Genomic DNA, 18082 nt, shown 5'->3' with positions numbered 1-18082 from the left:
CGGCTTTCCCGCACGGGCTTGCCCCATCGGGGCAATGGGTGCAATACCGCCAACGGCTATACCTCTATCTGCTTTCCGAGCAGTGTTGATTGATACCGTTAACAATGCGCGGTGATGGGTGCTCGGCCGCGCTAAAATCCGTGGAACGGGGGCTCTGTGTGGCTGATCGCAATGAACGCTGGGTAGAAGTCTCCAAGTCGTCATTTTCACACGAAACAGCTGGACTGGAGCTGATTCGTCAACTTCTGCCCGTTGCCTCGCCCTATCGGGCCTGGACCAACTTCGAGTTCATGGACAACCACGGCCAGTGGCATGAGGTCGACGCGCTGGTCCTGGGCCGCCGGCGTTTGCACCTGGTGGAGCTCAAGGCGTACACCGGGGTGCTGCAGGGCACCGAGACTAGCTGGGTGCGTACGACTATGGGCGGCAGGACCCAGACGCAACGGTCCCCGCTGCTCCTGACTCGCCGCAAGGCTCAGCGCCTGGCCACCAGGATCCAGGAGGAGGCGCGCAAGGTCGCGCTTGGCGCGGGTCTGGACCCGGAGAAGGTGCGCCGCGCACTGCCGTTCGTTCAGGAGTCCGTGTTCCTGCATGGCTCGCCGTTCGCCACCGACCTCCCCGACCTTGCGAAATCAAGCCTGTTCGGCATCGACGGCGAGGAACAGAAGACAGGCCTACCCGGCATCTCCGACCGATTACTCGAGGCACCGACGAACGGGCGCATCGTTGACGAGGACATCAGCGTCATCATCGCGCTGGCACTGAAAAACCTCGGCATCACCCGCCGCGCCGAACGCGAGGCGGGATCGTGGATCATCGCCGGCGAGGCGCTGGCGACGGGGGAGGACTGGCAGGAGCGCGCGGCCACCCACCGCGGCACCGACGAGCACGGCCGCGCCCGGATCGTTTCGCTGCGACCCGGCACACCGGCACACGCCAAATCCGCCGCGCATCGCCGCATGGCCCGCGAGTACACCCTGCTCAGCTCGCTGCGCCACGAGTACATAGTTGCACCCCGGGACCTGGTGCAGGACGACGACGGCAACACGGTCTTGATCTACCCGGAGACCCCCGGCTACGTGTCCCTGGACTTGCTGGTGGCCACGCAGGCACTGTCCGCGGAGCAGCAGGTGGCGATCCTGCGCCAGGTCGCCGACGCGCTGGCGTACGCGCACCGCAACCACGTGGCGCACCGCGGCCTGGAGCCGAGCGCAGTGCTGATCAACGCCGACGCGCTGGCCGAGGGCGCGGTGCGCGTGCAGCTCGCGGACTGGTCCTGGGCGGGCCGCGTGCACACCGGGGGCACCGAGTCGACGACGATGCTGGGCACCGCGATGGCCACGCCCGGCACCTCGGCCGATCAGGTCTACCTGGCGCCGGAGGACCGCTGGGCGCCCGACGCGGACCGGCTGGCCCTGGACCTGTTCTCACTCGGCGCGCTCGCGTACTTCCTCTTCACCTCCGGGCAGCCGCCGGCCCGCGATCGCGCCGGGCTGCTGGAGCGGCTGCGCCAGGACCAGGGCCTCGACCTCGCCGCCTCCGGCGGCAGGTTCGTCGACGAGACGTTGCGCCAGCTCGTCCTGCAGTCGACCAGCCCGTCGGTGTCCAAGAGGCTCAAGACGGACAAGGCCGGCAAGAACGAGTTCGGCGTCAGCGAGTTCGCGAACGCGCTGGCCCAATACGAGCATGAGCGGCGCGGCTCCGCCGAGGTCGCCGAGGCAGACCCGCTCAACCCTGCTCCCGGAGCGCTGCTGAGCGGACGCTTCCAGGTGGAGAAGATCTTGGGCACCGGCTCCACGGCCCGCGGGGTGCTGGTCAGCGACCAGGATCACGACGACCGGCTCAGCGTGCTCAAGATCGGCCTCGACGAGAGCGCCACCCCCCGACTGCGGGAGGAGGCGAAAGTCCTTGAGGAGCTAGCCCGGCTCTCCAAGCCGGTGCCGGGAGTAGTCCAGTTGATTGAGGGCCCGCTGGAGCTGGCCGCGGGCCGCTCGGCCCTGCTGTTGACCAACTGCGGCGAGCAGACCCTCGCCGACGTGGTGCGCCACACCCCGCTCGCCGAGTCGCAGCTGCGCACGTGGGGGATGGAGCTGCTCGACGCGGTGGTCGCTCTCGACGAGGCAGGCATCACCCACCGCGACATCAAGCCGTCGAACCTGGGGCTGATGCGGCCCCAGGGCAAGTCGAGGGGGAGGACGCGGCTCGCGCTCTTCGACTTCTCGCTCTCGCGGGCGCCAGTGGAGCAGGTCGACGCCGGCACCCCGCCATACCGCGATCCGTTCCTCGGCACCGGACTGCGCCGGACCTACGACTCCTCAGCGGAACGCTATTCGGCCGGCGTGGTGCTGTTCGAGATGGCCACGGCTACCACGCCCAGCTACGGCGACGGCGTGAGCAATCCCGGCGTGCTCGCCGACGATGTGAGCATCGCGGTGGAGGACTTCACCGCCGCGGGCCTCGCGCGCACCCGTTCCGAGTCGCTAGCGGAGTTCTTCCGCTCGGCGCTGGCCCGCAATGTAAAGGACCGCTTCGACACGGCGACCGCAATGCGCCAGGCTTGGGCGGCGGCGTTCAAGGCCGCACCCGCTGGCGGGGATGAGCAGACAAAGCCGCCGGTTCAGCAGCCTGTCGTTGCGGTATTCGACGAGACTGAGCCCTACGGCTCCCTGTCGGTTTTGGCCTCGGAGTTCGCGCGGGCGGCCGGCGGCAAGCCGAGCGTAGTGCGCCGCCAGGTCGTCGAGATGGTGCTCGGCACGCACCCGCAGAGCCCCGAGGACCCGTTCGTGGTCTACCAACGCCTAGCTGAGGCTGCCGAGGTCACGCCGGGGCGCATCGCTCAGATCTTCGGGGAGTTCTCGGCGTTGTGGGCCAAGAACGCGCGGCTCGCTGCGTCGGTCCGCGACCTTTATGCCCGCGGGCTCGCCCTGATCGAATCCTCAGGCGGGGCGTCCACCCCGGACCAGCTCGCACGAGAGCTCGCTGGGGTGCTCGCTGCGGACGGTGTGGTGAACCCGCACCGAGCGGCGTTGGGCGTCGTGCGGCTCCTGCTGGCCTCGGCTGCGGCCACTGGTGGGGTATCGGCAGAACTGCAGATAGTCCGCAGGCACGGTTCGGGCAGGGTCGCGATGATCTCCACGCCGCAGGTTTCCCGTAAGTTGCCGGCGGCCTTGGCGGACCAAGCCGAAAGGCTGGCAGATGACGCCCGCGCGCAGGGCGCGATGCTGGTGGCACCCGCGGCGGTTGAATCTCCGCTGCGCGAGACGGCCGCGACCGTACTGGGAGTCGCGCCCGCCGACGTCGAGATCCCGGGGCATGTGCTGTTGCGGATCGCGGCGAGCGCCTCCACCGAGGTGGCGCTGTCGGCGCGCGATGAGCTGTATCGCCGCGACCTGACCATCGAGGACGCGCTGCGGATCCTGCTGCGGGGAATGGCGGACACTGACTCGTTCAGCCGGACGGAGTTGGAATCGCGACTGGCGGCAAGGTTCCCGGCACTGACGAAGAAGCTCCCACGCAGGCCGGACCTCGACACACTTGTCGAGTCGATCCAACCCGACATCCGCTGGAGCGAGGATGCCAGCCGCTACCAGTTCCCCGGCACCCCTGACTCCGCGTCGTATATCCCGACGCGGCACAGCGTGCATGCTCCGTCAGGGCCGCGGGTCGCGGGGGTCTCGGACGCCGAGCAGATCCTCGCCGACAGCGTCCGCGACCGAACGTTCCGGGCGCTGGGCGTGCCGCTGGGCAGGTCCGACGAGGTGGCGGCGGCGCTGGTCGAGCGTTTCGGCGCGACACACATCGATGTGACGGAGCTGCTGCTGGGCGAGCTGCGCGAGCGCGCGGCGGGCGCGGGCATCCCGTGGGATCAGATCTTGGCAGCGGATGCCGGCGCGGCGGGGGATCGCGAGAACCTCAAGTCCTTTGTTACCCAGGCGGTGTCGACGGTGACGGACGCCGTCTCCGCGGCGGGCGGACCGGTGGTACTGAGCGATCTATCCACCCTGGCCGCCTATGGGCAGCTCCACGTGCTGGGAGCCTGGACGGATTTGACGAAGCCGCCGGCCCACGCCGTATGGGCGCTGGTGCCCCAGCGCGCGGAGTCCGGCGGCCTGTCCGGCCCGAGGGTGGACGATTCACGGCTGCCAATCAACAGTCCCGAACAATTCGTACAACTGGACAAGATTGAGGTCGACGCCTTGCTAGCGATGGGGCAATCGGCCAAGCCAAAAACCAAGGAGTCTGTCTGATGGCGTTGGCCACGATCAACGGAGGCGCACTCAACACCGCGCTCGTCCCCCAGGTGACGGCGCTGGTCGAGGACATGCGTGCCCGCCGCGACGCCGACTCGGTAGTTCTAGCGAGTTGGCGCGCCACTCATGCTGAGGCTGTCGCTCAGGAGCGCACTGCGACCTCCTGGACCGACTGGTCCGAGGACCAGCTCACCCAGGCAGCGGTGGGCTGGCTGCTGACGTCGGTGTTCGTCCGGTTCTGCGAGGATAACCTTCTACTCGGAAGTGACAGTGTGTGGATTACCCACCCCGACCCGCTGCTGCGGGGCCGGGCGATCGACGCGGAGAACGCGTTCTATCGAGCCAACCCCAGTTACTCCTACCGTGAGTGGCTCGAGCAGTCCTTCGCCGCATTGCGCGCGAACCCGGCGACGGTGTCGCTGGTGGACGAGCATGCCGCGCTGCACATCATCGAGCCGTCCTCGGACGCGGTGGCGGCGCTGCTGGAGTTTTGGCGGCGAACCGACGACGCGGGCGCGCTGGAATGGACCTTCACGAACCCGGAGCTGACGACCCGCTTTCTGGGCGATCTGTACCAGGACCTTTCGATCTTCGCGCAAAAGAAGTACGCGCTGCTGCAGACCCCGGATTTCGTGGAGGAGTTCATCCTCGACCGCACCCTCGAACCTGCGCTGAAGGATCGGCCGCTGGAGGGTTTCAAGGTGATCGACCCGACTTGCGGGTCCGGGCACTTCCTGCTCGGCGCGTTCGACCGGCTCGCAGCCCGCTGGCACCAGCACGCCCCCGCGATGGAGCCCCGCGCGCGCGTGGATCAGGCGCTGTCCTCGATTCATGGGGTGGACCTGAACCCGTTCGCGGTGGCGATCGCGAAATTCCGGCTGATTGTTGCCGCGCTACGTGAGTGCGGGGAGAGCACCCTGGTGGACGCGCCTCGGTTCACGCTGAACCTGGTGAACGGGGACTCGCTGCTCCACGGCGTCGAGCAAGGCGGCGCGACCGCATTCGATTATGGGGATGTGTCCTTCGACAAGGACGCGGTGGCGGCGGGGTTCACCTACAGCACCGAGGACTCCCGACAGCTGCGCAATGTCCTGGCACCGGGCCAGTACGACGCGGTGGTCGGTAACCCGCCGTACATCACGGTCAAGGACAAGGCCCTCAACACTCGGTATCGCGAGATCTACCACTACTGCAAGGGTAAGTACGCCCTCACGGTGCCGTTCATGGAGAAGTTCTTCACCCTCGCCAAGACTGGCGAGCGGGCGGGATGGGTCGGGCAGATCACCTCGAATTCGTTCATGAAACGCGAGTTCGGAGTGCCACTGATCGAGGAGTACCTAGGCAGGTTGGATCTGCGGTTGGTGGCAGACACCTCCGGGGCATATATCCCCGGGCATGGCACCCCGACAGTAATCATCGTCGGCCGCAACCACGCCAAGACGCAGGAGACGGTGCGCGCGGTGCTGGGTATCCAGGGAGAGCCAGGCGCACCAGCAGACCCGGCCAAGGGCAAGGTGTGGTCGTCAATCGAGGCGCACGTTGATGAACCTGGCTACGAGGACCAGTGGATCTCCGTGACCGACCTGCCCCGGGAGAACCTGCGCAAGCACCCCTGGAGCCTCTCTGGCGGCGGAGCGGTAGAGCTAGCCAGTGCCATCGACCTGGCTACGGATTCGCCGCTCTCAGAGCACTCCGATTCGATCGGCATAACCAGCTTCACGCTTGAAGACAGCGTCTACCTGCTCGACTTGCGAACACCGGCCAGGCTCGCGCTCGCGCATGTTCGGCCCATGGTTCTAGGAGATCAGCTCCGTGACTGGACTGCGGACCTCGATGCGCTTGCTGTGTTTCCCTACACGGACGACTTCGAACCGGTGGATGCGGAGGAGGTGCCGAAACTATTCCGGTTCTTCTGGCCGTACAAGACGAGCATCTCGAACAGCAAGATGTTCGGCAACCAAACGAAGGTGGCATCCGGACTTCGCTGGACCGAGTACGGACGACTGACGGTAAACAAGCTCACAACCCCTCTATCGATCACGTTTGCGTTTGTGGCGACGCACAACCATTTTGTGTTGGACCGGGGAGGGAAGGTTTTCAAGCAGTCTGCGCCGGTGATTAAGTTGCCGGTGGGGGCGAGCGAGGATGATCATCTGCGGTTGTTGGGGGTGTTGAACTCGTCGACGGCCTGCTTCTGGCTCAAACAAAACAGCTATCCCAAGGGCGGCGACCCAGTGGGCAAGGGCGGAGCGAGAGTCAGCGCAGAACAATGGTCGGACCGCTACGAATTCACCGGCACCACCCTTCAGGAATTCCCGCTACCGAAGGATGACGCTCTTGACCGTTCCCGCCACCTCGACGCCTTGGCTCAAGAGCTCGCGGCGTGCGAGCCTGCCGCTGCGATCGCCGCAGGCGGTGCGGCCCAGTCGGTGATCGACACCGCCCGTGCGGAATGGGCGTGGGTGCGGGGGTTGATGGTTGCGGAGCAGGAGGAGTTGGACTGGCAGGTCTACCGCCACTATGGGCTCCTCGACGAGGACCTGACCCTGCCCGTTGGCGTGGCCCCGGGGGTCGCATTGGGTGAGCGGGCGTTCGAGATCGTCCTGGCCCGCCAGATCCAGGCTGGGGAGTCGGAGAGCACCTGGTTCACCCGGCACGGCTCCATCCCGATCACAGAGGTCCCCGCCGCATGGCCTGCCGAGTACCGGGACCTGGTGGCGCGCAGGTTGGCGGTGATCGCGGCGAATCCGTTCATCCGGCTCCTTGAGCGTCCTGAGTACAAGCGTCGGTGGGCTGGGGAGTCCTGGGATGTGCGGTTGCAGGACGCTCTGCGGGATTGGCTGCTCGACAAGCTGGAAGACCCCGCTTTGTGGTTCACGCAGCAGGGCACTCCGCAGCCGCGCTCGGTCGGCGAGCTCGCCGGGATCATGGAGAAAAACTCCGAGTTCCTCGAAGCACTGGACCTGTGGGCAGGACGGCGCGATGCCCCGGTCACAGCGACCCTGGTCAAGCTGCTGGCTGATCAGGGTGTGCCGTACCTGGCCGCGTTGCGATACAAGCCTTCCGGTTTGCGTAAGCGGGCGGAGTGGGAGCGGGTGTGGGAGTTGCAGCGGCAGGAGGACGCCGGTGCCATCGACGCATCCCAGATTCCGGTGCCGCCGAAGTACACGACCGCCGATTTTGTGAAGACCTCCTACTGGTCCCATCGCGGGAAGTTGGATGTCCCGAAGGAACGGTTCATCTCCTACCCGGACGCGGGCCGGGCGACGGACCCGACCCTGCTGTTGGGGTGGGCGGGGTGGGATCACGCGCAGCAAGGCTTAGCCCTAGCGACGATCTACGCGGCCCGCGAGTCCGAGGGCATGGATCTCGACGCCCTAGTGCCGGTGGTGGCGGGGATGGCGGAGGTGTTGCCGTGGGTGCGGCAATGGCATTCCGGGGTGGACCCGAACCTGAGTGTGGATCTCGCGGAGTACCTGTCGGCGCAGCTGAACGAGAAGTCCGCTGCGGTGGGGGTGCCGATCGCTGATCTGCACACGTGGCGGCCCGAACCATTGACCCGTGGCCGTAAATCGTCAACCCGAAAGGCGTCGAGCTGATGTTTCCCGGCAACTCCGGCACTCCCGCGCGCACCTTGCGCGAGACCTTCACCATCGTCGAATCGCACGGCACCAACGACTATGTGCTGCGCCTCTCGGACTCCGTCGCGAAAGACCGCCTCGACGCCACCATCGATTCCTACGTCGTCACGCCCGCGCTGGCCGAGGCGTTTGACAGTGCGATGGCCGTCGTCGGGGAGGCGGTGCGCACCGGCGAGAACAAGGCCTCCTACCTGGAGGGCTCGTTTGGCTCCGGTAAGTCGCACTTCATGGCGGTCCTGCACGCGGTCCTGGGGCACGAGCCCAAGGCGCTGTCGGTGCCCGCGCTGCAGCCCGTCGTTACGAAGCACCCCGAGCTCGCAGATAAGAAGATCCTGCGCCTGGCCTTCCACTTCCTCGACGGTGACAGCGTCGAGGCCTCGCTGTTCGATCAGTACCTGCGTCAGATCGCCGCCATGCATCCCGAGGTGTTGCCGCCGGTACTGCACTCGGCGGGCGGGCTGTTTGGCGATGCGGACAATCGCCGCCGTGAGGTGGGCGATGAGGCGTTCTTCGCCGCGCTCAACGGAGGGACGGGACAGCAGGCTGGGACCACCGTCGATTGGACCAAGCTCGGCAATGCGGTCGCCCGGTGGAATCCCGACACCTACGCGGCGGCGGCCGATCCGTCGGCGTCCGCGGAGGAGCGGAGCAAGCTACAGCAGGCGTTGATCGCCACCTATTTCACCAGCTACTCCCGTAACACCGACTGGCTGCCTCTTGAGGACGGGCTGGCCGTGATCGCCGATCACGCCAAGTCGCTGGGCTACGACGTCGTGGTGCTCATGCTCGACGAGCTGGTGTTGTGGTTGACATTCCTGATTAGCGAGCGGGAGCGTTTCAACAGCGAGGTGCAGAAGATCACCAAGCTGGTTGAGACCAGCCGTGGGCGCCTCGCCGTGCCGATCGTCTCGTTTATCGCCAGCCAGTACGGGCTGAGCAAGACGGTGGCGGCCGGGGCAGACTCGGGCGCGATCATCCAGGCGCTGCAGCAGGCCTTCGCGCACCAATCCGGCCGGCTGAGCAATATCCGGCTCGGCGATGGGAACTTGCCCTACATTGCGCACAAGCGGCTCCTGCAGCCCCGCGACGCAGACGCGGCCGCCGCGCTGGCGGAAGCCTTCGCGAGGTTGGACCGCAACCCGAAGGTGTGGGATGTGCTCCTGGACGGAGTGAATACCGACGACGCGCACCGCGGCGCGGACGCGGAGGCGTTCAAGCTCACGTACCCGTTCTCCCCGGCGCTGATCGCCACGCTGCGGGCGCTCTCGGGGCAGATGCAGCGCGAGCGTACCGCGCTGAAGGTGATGCAACAGATCCTCGAGGCGGAGGCCGACCGTCTGACGATCGAGAATGTGATCCCGGTGGGGGACGCGTTCCGCTTCGTCATCGACGAGGGCGACGCGACACCCATGAACCCCGCGGCGGTGCAAACGTTCAAGACCGCGCGCACCCTGTGGCGCGAGAAGCTGCGGCCGCTGCTGTTCCGGTCCGCAGGAGTGGCGGAGAGCACCGCCGACGAGGACGCGCCGATGGGTCTGCGCGCCGATCTCCGGATTGCGAAGACCCTGCTGATGTCCGCCGTCGCACCGGACGTGCCGGCGCTCAAGCAGATCGACGCATCGCGTTTGGCCTCGCTCAACCATGGCAGCGTCATCAGCTTGATCCCGGGCGATCAGGCGGGGCAGATCACCAACAAGGTTAAGCAGTGGGCGGCGGAGATTCCCGAGCTGACCGTGACCGCGGACGCGAACCCGATCATCTCGGTCACCTTGGAATCGGTGGACTACGAGCGCATCGTTAGCCGCGCGCAGGGTGAGGACACCGACGGGCGTCGGCGCAGGCTGATGCGGGACCTGCTGGCCGAGCACTTCGGTGTGGCCGGTGTGGAGGCCACCGCCGACGGCGCACGGCTGCGCACCATTACCTGGCGCGGCACCGCACGCCACGTCGAGGTGGTCTTTGGCAATGTGCGCGACCACAGCCACCTGCCGGATGAGGCGTTCCGGCCGATGCAGCCCGGCGCGCTGCGGCTGGTGGTGGACCTGCCGTTCGACGATCCTGGGCACACCACCGCCGAGGACCACGACCGCATCGACCAACTACTGCGGACCGGGCAAGACAGGTTCACCATCGCCTGGGTGCCCGCCTTTTTCACCGACCAGGTCACCCGCCAGCTCGGGCGCCTGGTGATCCTCGATCACGTCCTGGCTGGGGACCGCTGGGCATCGTATTCCAACGAGCTGTCCGAGGCCGACCGCGCCGCGGCCCGCTCGATCCTGCAGCAGCAGCAAGTGCAGGTCCGTGGACAGCTGGGGACTGCGATCCAGGTGGCCTATGGCGTTGCGCGGGGCGGAGCCTTCAGTGACGGGCAACCGCCGCTGCGCTCGCTGCATGCGGGTCTGTCCTCGCAGCCGCCCATCGGCAACACCCTCGGGCAGGCCGTGGACCGGCTGATCACCTCAGCCTTCGACGCGCTGTATCCGGACCACCCGGACTTCTCCCCCGCGGACAAGCTCATCTCCCGTTCCGAGCTCAACACCGTGCTCCGGCGGCTGCGTGAGGCGCAGTCCCATGTGGACGGGCGCATTCCGCTCGAGCGTGCGGAGCGGGACGTGGCGCGTCGCGTCGTCGAGCCGCTCGGGCTGGGGAAGGTCAACGAGACGCACCTGCTGTTCGGGCCCGAGCACTTCGGGACCTGGCGCGGGCGGATCACGCAGGAGTTCTCCCGAATGGGCGTCGCCGAGTCTGGCGATGTCGAGGTGGAGTCGCTGCGCACGGCGATCGCCGCGAGCGGTCCCAAGCGCGGGCTCACCGACGAGATGGTGGACCTGGTCGTCGGCGCCTGGGCGGCGCAGGACAAGCGCTCCTGGTATCTGCATAGCAGCGCGCTCACGGTCGAGCCGATGATCGGGGACTACCGACGGGGCCTGGCGCTGCGGCTCGAGCCGTTGCCCGATCGCCAGGAATGGTCCGACGCGTGCAGTCGGTGGAAGGCGCTGACCGGGCGCAACGTCAACGAGTTCCTCACTGCGAACAACTTGTCCGCGTTCGCCAAACAGGTGCGCGAGTATGCCCGCGAGCACCGTGTGGAGCGCCAACAGCTCACTGGCGCGTTGACGAGCGCCTATGCCGCTCTCGGTATCGACTTGGGTGATCGTCTCGCCGCGGCCAAGGCGACGGATGAGCTGTTCGACAGCAAGCTTGACCACCTCGACAACGTCGCGGTGGTCACCCGTATCGCCGCAGCGGACCTGGGCGGGACACCGATCGAGGCAGGCAAGTCGCTGGCAACCGCGGGCTCTGTCGCGGCCGCGCTTGGCGGGTTCTCGCTCGACAAGCTCGACGTGCTGCGCACCGCGGCGGCCGCCGGCGGTGACCGTGGGCGGCGGGCCGAGCTGATCGTGTCCAGCGTCGTGCAGGCGCTGAAATCGCACGAGCTGGCACTGCCCCTCGCCCAGGCGCTGCGGACGGCGAACGAGGCTCGGGACAAGTGGCTCGAGGACGGGATCGTCGCACCGCCGCCCACACCCCCGGTAGTGCCAGACCCGCCGGTGCCCCCGCGGCCTGAGCCGGTCCCGCCGATCACGCCCCCGCCCGGGGCCACCATGACGGTGCGGGGCCCCGGCGACTTCTCCGCGATCGAAACGCGGCTGCGACAACTGCTCGCCGAAGAACCCAACTCAACCTACACCGTGACCATCACCAAGGATGCGCGATGACCTCTGTTGTCGGCCTGCCGGAGGCAGATCTGGCGGGGGTGCGCACGTTGATTCGCACGCTGCGCGAGCATGGGCGCCGCGGCGGAGTGATCGCGTTGGCGGCGGTGCCACAGTGGCGTGGTCAGGACCAGGTGACCATCGACGGGCAGTCCGTGCGGGTGCGCGTCGCGCCGAGCGTGCTAGCGGTCCGCGACGCGATCACCGAACGCGCGCAGGTGGATTGGCTGGTCGTGCTCACCGATAGGGAACCCGCCGAGCTGCCCGCGGGCATCCTCGAGCACCTCGTTCGAGGCCGCCTGCTTAACCTGGATCCGTGGCCCCCGCTACGCGAGCTGTTCGGGGCGTCCCGGCAGGAGTTCCGCTTACTGGATCTGAGCAACGACGCCGCGCGCGCCGCGCTACGCGAGCTCGACGGCCACGCGCTTCCCGCGCCCGGGGGCGTGCTCACCAACGACCATCTGTTCGCGAACCTCGCGGATGTCCGCTTCGGCCTGCGACCGGCCGACTACACCCCGCATCATGTGGCGCTGTGGTCGATGGACGAGGACAAGACCGCCCGCTTCGAGGCGTGGCGGCAGTACGCCGACCCCGCGTTGCTTGACCAGTTCTACCAGTGGATCTCGGGACGGCTCGGGGCGCTCGGACCCGCCTTCACCATCGTCTGGCGCGGCAGCGGGCCAGCGGAGCTGGTGCCGCTCGGCCTGGTCGCGGCCCTCGTCGGCGACAACACCGGGCAGGCAGACTCGTTCGTCGTGGACCGCGAGGTCGTCATCCAAGTGCGGACCCGGATGGAGAGTGAGTTCGGTGGCCAACGGCTCACCGAGCAGCAGCTGACCGCCTGGGGCAACACCGCGGCCCTCGCGGTAGCGGGGACCGATGTGCCCGCCGGGGTCCTGCGCCGCGCCGAGGAGCTGGTTCGCCGGCTCCAGGCCCAGCCCCTTGTCTCCCGATCCGATGTGCTGCCCTCCGCGCTGGCTCCCCGCATTGCGCGGTACGCGACCGCGCTCACCGCGGCCATCGATTCGGCGGACCTCACCGCAGCGGAGAACACATGGGCCGATGTCACCGCGCACCGCGCTGCCAGGACGGACACTCCGGACGCGCCCCGCGACGTGCGCGTCGGCGCGGCAGCCTTGCGGCTCCTGCGCTGGCTGCGCCGCAGCACTCAGCCCCCGAACAGCCTGGCCGCATGGCTGGGGCACTACCGCGCAGAGTTGTCCTGGGTCGACGGCGCGGTCAACGACGCCTTCATCGGCGCAGATTCCGCCCAGCTCGCCGCGGCGGCGCACCGGATCACCGCCCTCGTGCGCGAGCACCGAGCCTCCGACGACCGCGAGTTCGCACGCTTGCTCGCCAGTGCGGGGACCTACCGCAGCAGCGGCGCCGACGCGCCGCTCTATATCGAGGACATCCTCGACCGGGTCGTCAAGCCGCTGACCGTCGCACGGCAAGGCGCGAGCGACGTGGCGGCCAGTGAGCCGGCGGCATCGCCGGTGCTGTTGATCGTCGCCGACGGGATGAGCGCGGCGGCCGCGAATGGGGTGGTCGCCGACGCGCTCCGCAAGAACCGGCCCCAGTGGCAGGAATGCCGATTCGCCGACGACCAGCAACTGGGCGCGGCGCTGGCGATCTTGCCGACCGTTACCGAGTTCTCCAGATGCTCGCTGTTCACCGGCGCGCCGGCGGCGGGCAAGCAGGACCGCGAACGGCGAGAATTCTCGACCTGGCTGCAGAATCACGGGCTCGGCTCGTCCGATCCCGCGCTGTTCCACAAAGCTGCGATGGACGCGGTCGCCCGTGGCCATGCGCTCGCCGACGCGGTGCGCGCCGCCGTGGAGGACACGAAGGGACGCCCGGTGGTCGCCTGCGTGCTCAACGACATCGACGACGCGCTGGATCGGTCGGACCCACTCGGCGCTAGCTGGGGGACCAGCAGCTTCAAGCATCTTGACGCGCTGCTCACCGCCGCCGCGGCGGTCGGGCGCACCGTGGTGCTCGTCAGCGACCACGGGCATGTGGTCGAGCGACGCGAGCAGCCCAGCGTCCAACGCGGAGAGCAGGTCTCGGCGCGCTACCGGCTCGCCGCCGGCGTGGACCCAGCGGCACTACCCGCCGACGAGGTGCTGGTCGAGGGCCCCCGTGTACTCACCGAGGGTAACCGCGCGGTGCTGGCGGTGGACGAGCAGGTTCGGTACACGGGACTCAAGGCCGGCTACCACGGCGGAGCCGCGCTCGCCGAGGCCACGATCCCGATCTCCATCCTGGTCAACGGCGCCATCCCGGCGCACCTCGGGCTCGCGGCGTCGCCAGCCCGCCAGCCAGCCTGGTGGGCGCCCGCTCCCATCGAGGCTGTACCCGCGCCAGCGCCGGCTCCGCAGCCAGCGAAGCCGCGTCCCAAGGCTCCCGCCAAGCAGGCGGCGCAGGCCGAGGGGCTATTCGATGTGGGCCTACCGGCCGCGGAGAGCGCAGTTCCTGTCATTGCGGACGGAGGACGGGACCGTGTCGACGAGCTTCTGGACAGCGGCCTGTTCACACACCAGCACAAGGAATACGGCCGCAACTTCGGCCGCGCGACGGTCAAGAATCTCGTGCAGGAGTTGATCGCCGGCAATGGCCGGCTACCGCTCGTCCGGGTGGCGGAGATCCTCGGCGTCAAGGCGCGGCGCGCAGGCCCAGCAATCGCTGTGCTCGCCCAGGTGTTCAACACGGACGGTGTGGTGGTGCTCAGCGCAGGCGACTCCGAGGTGGAGTTGGAGACGGCGTTAATGTTCGAGCAGTTCGGGGTGCGGCCGTGAGCGCGCTCTCGCCGGTGCGGCGCCGGGAGATCCTGCAGGCGCTGCGCCAGGGCACCGTCCCCGCCGGGAACCTCGACGTGCTCGCGGTGGGCATCGACAAGTTCGCGGACACTGTGGACGAGGACTTGACGGCGGTGGCCGCCGGCGGATCCGTGTTCAAGGCCGTGCGCGGCGAGTACGGGGCCGGCAAGACCTTCATTGCCCGCTGGATCCAGCAGCGGGCGATGCGCCACGGCATGGCTGTCGCCGAGGTGCAGATCAGCGAGCTCGAAACGCCGCTGCACAAGCTCGAGACCGTCTACCGGCGCACCACCGAGTCCCTGCGGACCTCCGCATTTCCCCCCTCCGCGTTCCGGAACGTGTTGGACGCGTGGCTGTTCGGAGTCGAGGACGACGCCGCTGCCGCCGCCGGAGTAGAGGATGCCAGCGAGGAGCAGGTGCAGGCGCTGCTGGAGCAGCGGCTAGCGTCGGTCGCCACCGCAACGCCCGTCTACCCGATGGTGCTGCGCGCCTACCGTGCCGCGCTCGAACGCGACGACGCCGCCACCGCCGACGCGCTGGTGGCCTGGCTCGGCGGGCAGCCACATGTGGGCGCGGCCGCCAAGCGCGCCGCTGGAGTACGCCAGGACGTCGACCATTTCCTGGCGATGGGTTTTTTGCAAGGGCTGCTCGCGGTGCTCAAGGGCGCGCGGCATCCCGGCCTGCTGCTGGTGATCGACGAGGTCGAGACCCTGCAGCGGATGCGCTCCGATAGTCGGGCAAAGGCGCTCAACGCGCTGCGCCAGTGGATCGACGAGCTCGACTCCGGCAGGTACCCGGGGCTATACCTGCTGATCACGGGAACTCCCGCGTTCTTCGACGGGCGTATGGGTATCCAGTCGCTGCCGCCGCTGGCCCAGCGTCTGCACACCGATTTCACCACCGACGCGCGCTTTGACAACCCGCGTGCGCCGCAGATCCGGCTGGTCGGCTTCGACTTGGACCGACTGGTGGAGGTGGGCATCCGCGTCCGCGACCTTTACGCGGATGGTGCCGCGGATCCCGCTCGCGTGCGCTCCGTTGTTGACGACGCGTATCTGCGCGACCTCGCCACCGCCGTCGCGGGCAAGCTCGGCGGGCAGGTCGGCATCTCGCCGCGCCTGTTCCTGAAGAAGCTCGTGCTGGATGTGCTTGACCGCGTCGACCAGTTCGAGGACTTCGATCCCCGGGAGCACTACGCGCTCACGGTGGATCTGAAGGAGCTCACCGACACCGAGCGCGCTGCAGTGACTGCTGATGACGTGGTGCTGTGACCGCGCAGGGCTTCGAGCTGTTGGATCCGGTGCTTCAGCACCATGTGGTGAACACGCTCGGCTGGCCGGGACTGCGGCCGCTGCAGGACGATTCCGTGGGGCCCATCCTCTCGGGCTCCGACGCGATTCTGCTCGCGCCCACTGCCGGCGGTAAGACCGAGGCCGCGATGTTTCCGCTTCTGACCCGCATGTCTGGCGAGCGGTGGAGCGGGATCTCGGTGCTGTATCTGTGCCCGCTCAAGGCACTGCTGAACAACCTGCAGCCGCGCCTCGCGGATTATGCGGACTGGATCGGTAGGCGCGCCGCCACCTGGCACGGCGACGTCGGCCCGTCGGCACGTGGCCGGATCAAGCGGGACCAGCCGGACATCCTTTTGACCACGCCGGAATCGCTGGAGGCGATGCTGGTCTCCGAGAGCGTGGACGCGGAGCAACTATTCAGTGGGCTGCAGGCTGTGGTGGTGGACGAGGTGCACGCCTTCGCCGGCGATGACCGCGGCTGGCACCTCCTCGCGGTGCTCGCGCGAGTTGAAGCATTGTTGGGCCGCAAACTGCAGCGCATTGGCATGTCCGCCACTGTCGGCAATCCCGACCAGCTTCTCGGCTGGCTGCAGGGCGGCGCGGTGCGACCAGGGCAGGTGATCGCCCCCGCGGCTGTGGGCACCGTGGTCCCCGAAATTACCGTCGACTATGTCGGCAGTGCGGAGAATGCCGCGACAATCATCGCGGCCCTGCATGCAGGGGAGAAGCGGCTCGTCTTTGTCGACTCCCGCCGTCTCGCAGAGGAACTCGGCACCGCGCTGCGCCAGCGCGGCATCACCACCTACGTCTCGCACTCCTCGTTGTCTGCTGCGGAGCGCAGGGAGTCCGAGGAGGCTTTCGCGGAAGCGCGCGACTGCGTCATCGTCGCGACCTCCACCCTGGAGCTCGGCATTGATGTGGGCGATCTGGACCGGGTCATCCAGATCAACGCGCCCCGCACCGTCTCGTCGTTCCTGCAGCGGCTCGGCCGGACCGGCAGGCGCCCCGGAACCACCCGGAACTGCCTATTTCTGTGCCTCACGGACGAGGCGTTTCAAGCCACACTAGGGATGCTGCAGTGCTGGTCGCGCGGATGGGTCGAACCGGTGATCGCGACCCCCGAACCGCGGCATATCGCCGCCCAGCAGATCCTGGCGGCCGCCCTGCAAACCCGACGCGTGCCGCTGGCCGGATGGCAGAAGCAGTGGGGGGCGTTGCCACTGTTCGATGAGACCGCGCCGGAAATCATGGCGCATCTGCTCAGCGAGCAATTCCTGGAGCAGGACGGCGGCAGCGCGTTCATCGGGGCGGAGGCCGAGAGACACTTCGGCCGCAGACACTTCATGGACCTGTTGGCCGTATTCACGGCAGCCCCCGAGTTCACAGTATTCTCGGGCAGGAACGAGATCGGGTCAGTCGAACCCGCAGTCCTCACCGACGAGGTCGAGGGGCCACGGGTACTGCTTCTGGGTGGCCGATCGTGGAAAGTAACCCACATCGACTGGAAACGACGACACGTCTTTACCGAGGCAACCACGATCCAGGGCCGCGCGAAATGGATGTCAATCCCAGATGGGGCCTCCTTCGAAATCTCGCGGGGAACACGTGACGTCCTGCTAGGGGCGGAGCCCAACGGGGTGAGGCTGACCCGCCGAGCCACGGACGCACTTGAGGATCTGCGACTACAACGAGCCGACCACGTCACCACAGGGGCGCTAGTAATCCGGCGCGACGACCGAGACGACTGGCGATGGTGGACATGGGCCGGAGCGAAAACTAATCGGACCCTCGCCGCCTGGGGCTCGGAGCTAGTCGCGCCCAGGCAGAAGATTGGAGCAGAGTCGCTAAGACTGCACAGCGACCTCACGGTGTCAGACATCAAGGAAAGGTTGTCCGAACTCCGGAGCAGCGACGAGAGACCAATGCCAACAGTCGACAAGACAGCGCTACGCGGGCTGAAGTTCTCGGCCGCGCTACCGGAAGAGTTGGCGCGCCGAACGCTAGCGGCACGACTGACCCATGTCAGAGGCGCGACCACGGTACTGGAAGAAAAATCACAATTCCGTAAGCGCTAACATTTTGGACCGTCACATATAAAGCGGTTGTCGACACTCACAGTACAAGCCGGAAATCCCTGCCGATAACCCCGAGGAAAAGTCGAAGAGGATCAACCGACTCCGCACTGACGCAAGGGTCCCGCTGACAGTAGACCGCATCGCGCTGGACATCGGGGGATCAGACTAAGTGCCGATTTGTTGCATTCCATCAAGGTTGCTGGTCAACGGAGTGAGACCAGACGGCGCTGAAGGCTCGTTCTGTGTGTCCAGCGAGAGATACTCGGGTCGCGACGATTGCGCGCTTGCC

General features: G+C 67.6%; 6 protein-coding genes. All 6 read left to right on the top strand.

What is annotated here, in order from left to right:
- The first annotated feature begins 158 nt into the window (after positions 1 to 158).
- The 6 genes from CK206_RS10375 to CK206_RS10350 are packed head-to-tail and all read left to right on the top strand — an operon-like array spanning position 159 to position 17793.
- Positions 159 to 4247 carry a protein kinase gene (locus CK206_RS10375; RefSeq protein WP_096906345.1) on the top strand — a complete coding sequence of 1363 codons (4089 nt, stop codon included), beginning with the start codon at positions 159 to 161 and terminating at the stop codon, positions 4245 to 4247.
- On the top strand, positions 4247 to 7849 hold the full coding sequence (pglX, locus tag CK206_RS10370) for a BREX-2 system adenine-specific DNA-methyltransferase PglX (protein ID WP_096906344.1): 3603 nt from the start codon (positions 4247 to 4249) through the stop codon (positions 7847 to 7849). Before CK206_RS10375 ends, pglX begins: the two co-directional genes overlap by 1 nt.
- Positions 7849 to 11610: a DUF6079 family protein gene (locus tag CK206_RS10365; RefSeq protein WP_096906343.1), complete on the top strand. Its 3762-nt coding sequence runs from the start codon at positions 7849 to 7851 to the stop codon at positions 11608 to 11610. Before pglX ends, CK206_RS10365 begins: the two co-directional genes overlap by 1 nt.
- On the top strand, positions 11607 to 14405 hold the full coding sequence (gene pglZ / locus CK206_RS10360; RefSeq protein ID WP_096906342.1) for a BREX-2 system phosphatase PglZ: 2799 nt from the start codon (positions 11607 to 11609) through the stop codon (positions 14403 to 14405). The genes CK206_RS10365 and pglZ overlap by 4 nt, the downstream gene beginning before the upstream one ends.
- Entirely contained in the window at positions 14402 to 15697 is a 1296-nt protein-coding gene (brxD, locus tag CK206_RS10355; protein ID WP_096906341.1) for a BREX system ATP-binding protein BrxD, read from the top strand. Before pglZ ends, brxD begins: the two co-directional genes overlap by 4 nt.
- On the top strand, positions 15694 to 17793 hold the full coding sequence (locus tag CK206_RS10350; protein ID WP_096906340.1) for a DEAD/DEAH box helicase: 2100 nt from the start codon (positions 15694 to 15696) through the stop codon (positions 17791 to 17793). The genes brxD and CK206_RS10350 overlap by 4 nt, the downstream gene beginning before the upstream one ends.
- The last annotated feature ends 289 nt before the right edge of the window (positions 17794 to 18082 follow it).

The organism is Dietzia sp. WMMA184 (genome assembly GCF_002441635.1).
Taxonomy (GTDB): Bacteria; Actinomycetota; Actinomycetes; order Mycobacteriales; family Mycobacteriaceae; genus Dietzia; species Dietzia kunjamensis.
Note: the sequence above shows the minus strand (reverse complement) of the source record. Positions and strands in the feature narration are given on the sequence as shown.

Coding starts and splice junctions, on each gene's coding strand:
- pglX (WP_096906344.1), top strand. CDS start 4,247: ATGGCGTTGGCCACGATCAACGGAGGCGCACTCAACACCGCGCTCGTC.
- CK206_RS10365 (WP_096906343.1), top strand. CDS start 7,849: ATGTTTCCCGGCAACTCCGGCACTCCCGCGCGCACCTTGCGCGAGACC.
- pglZ (WP_096906342.1), top strand. CDS start 11,607: ATGACCTCTGTTGTCGGCCTGCCGGAGGCAGATCTGGCGGGGGTGCGC.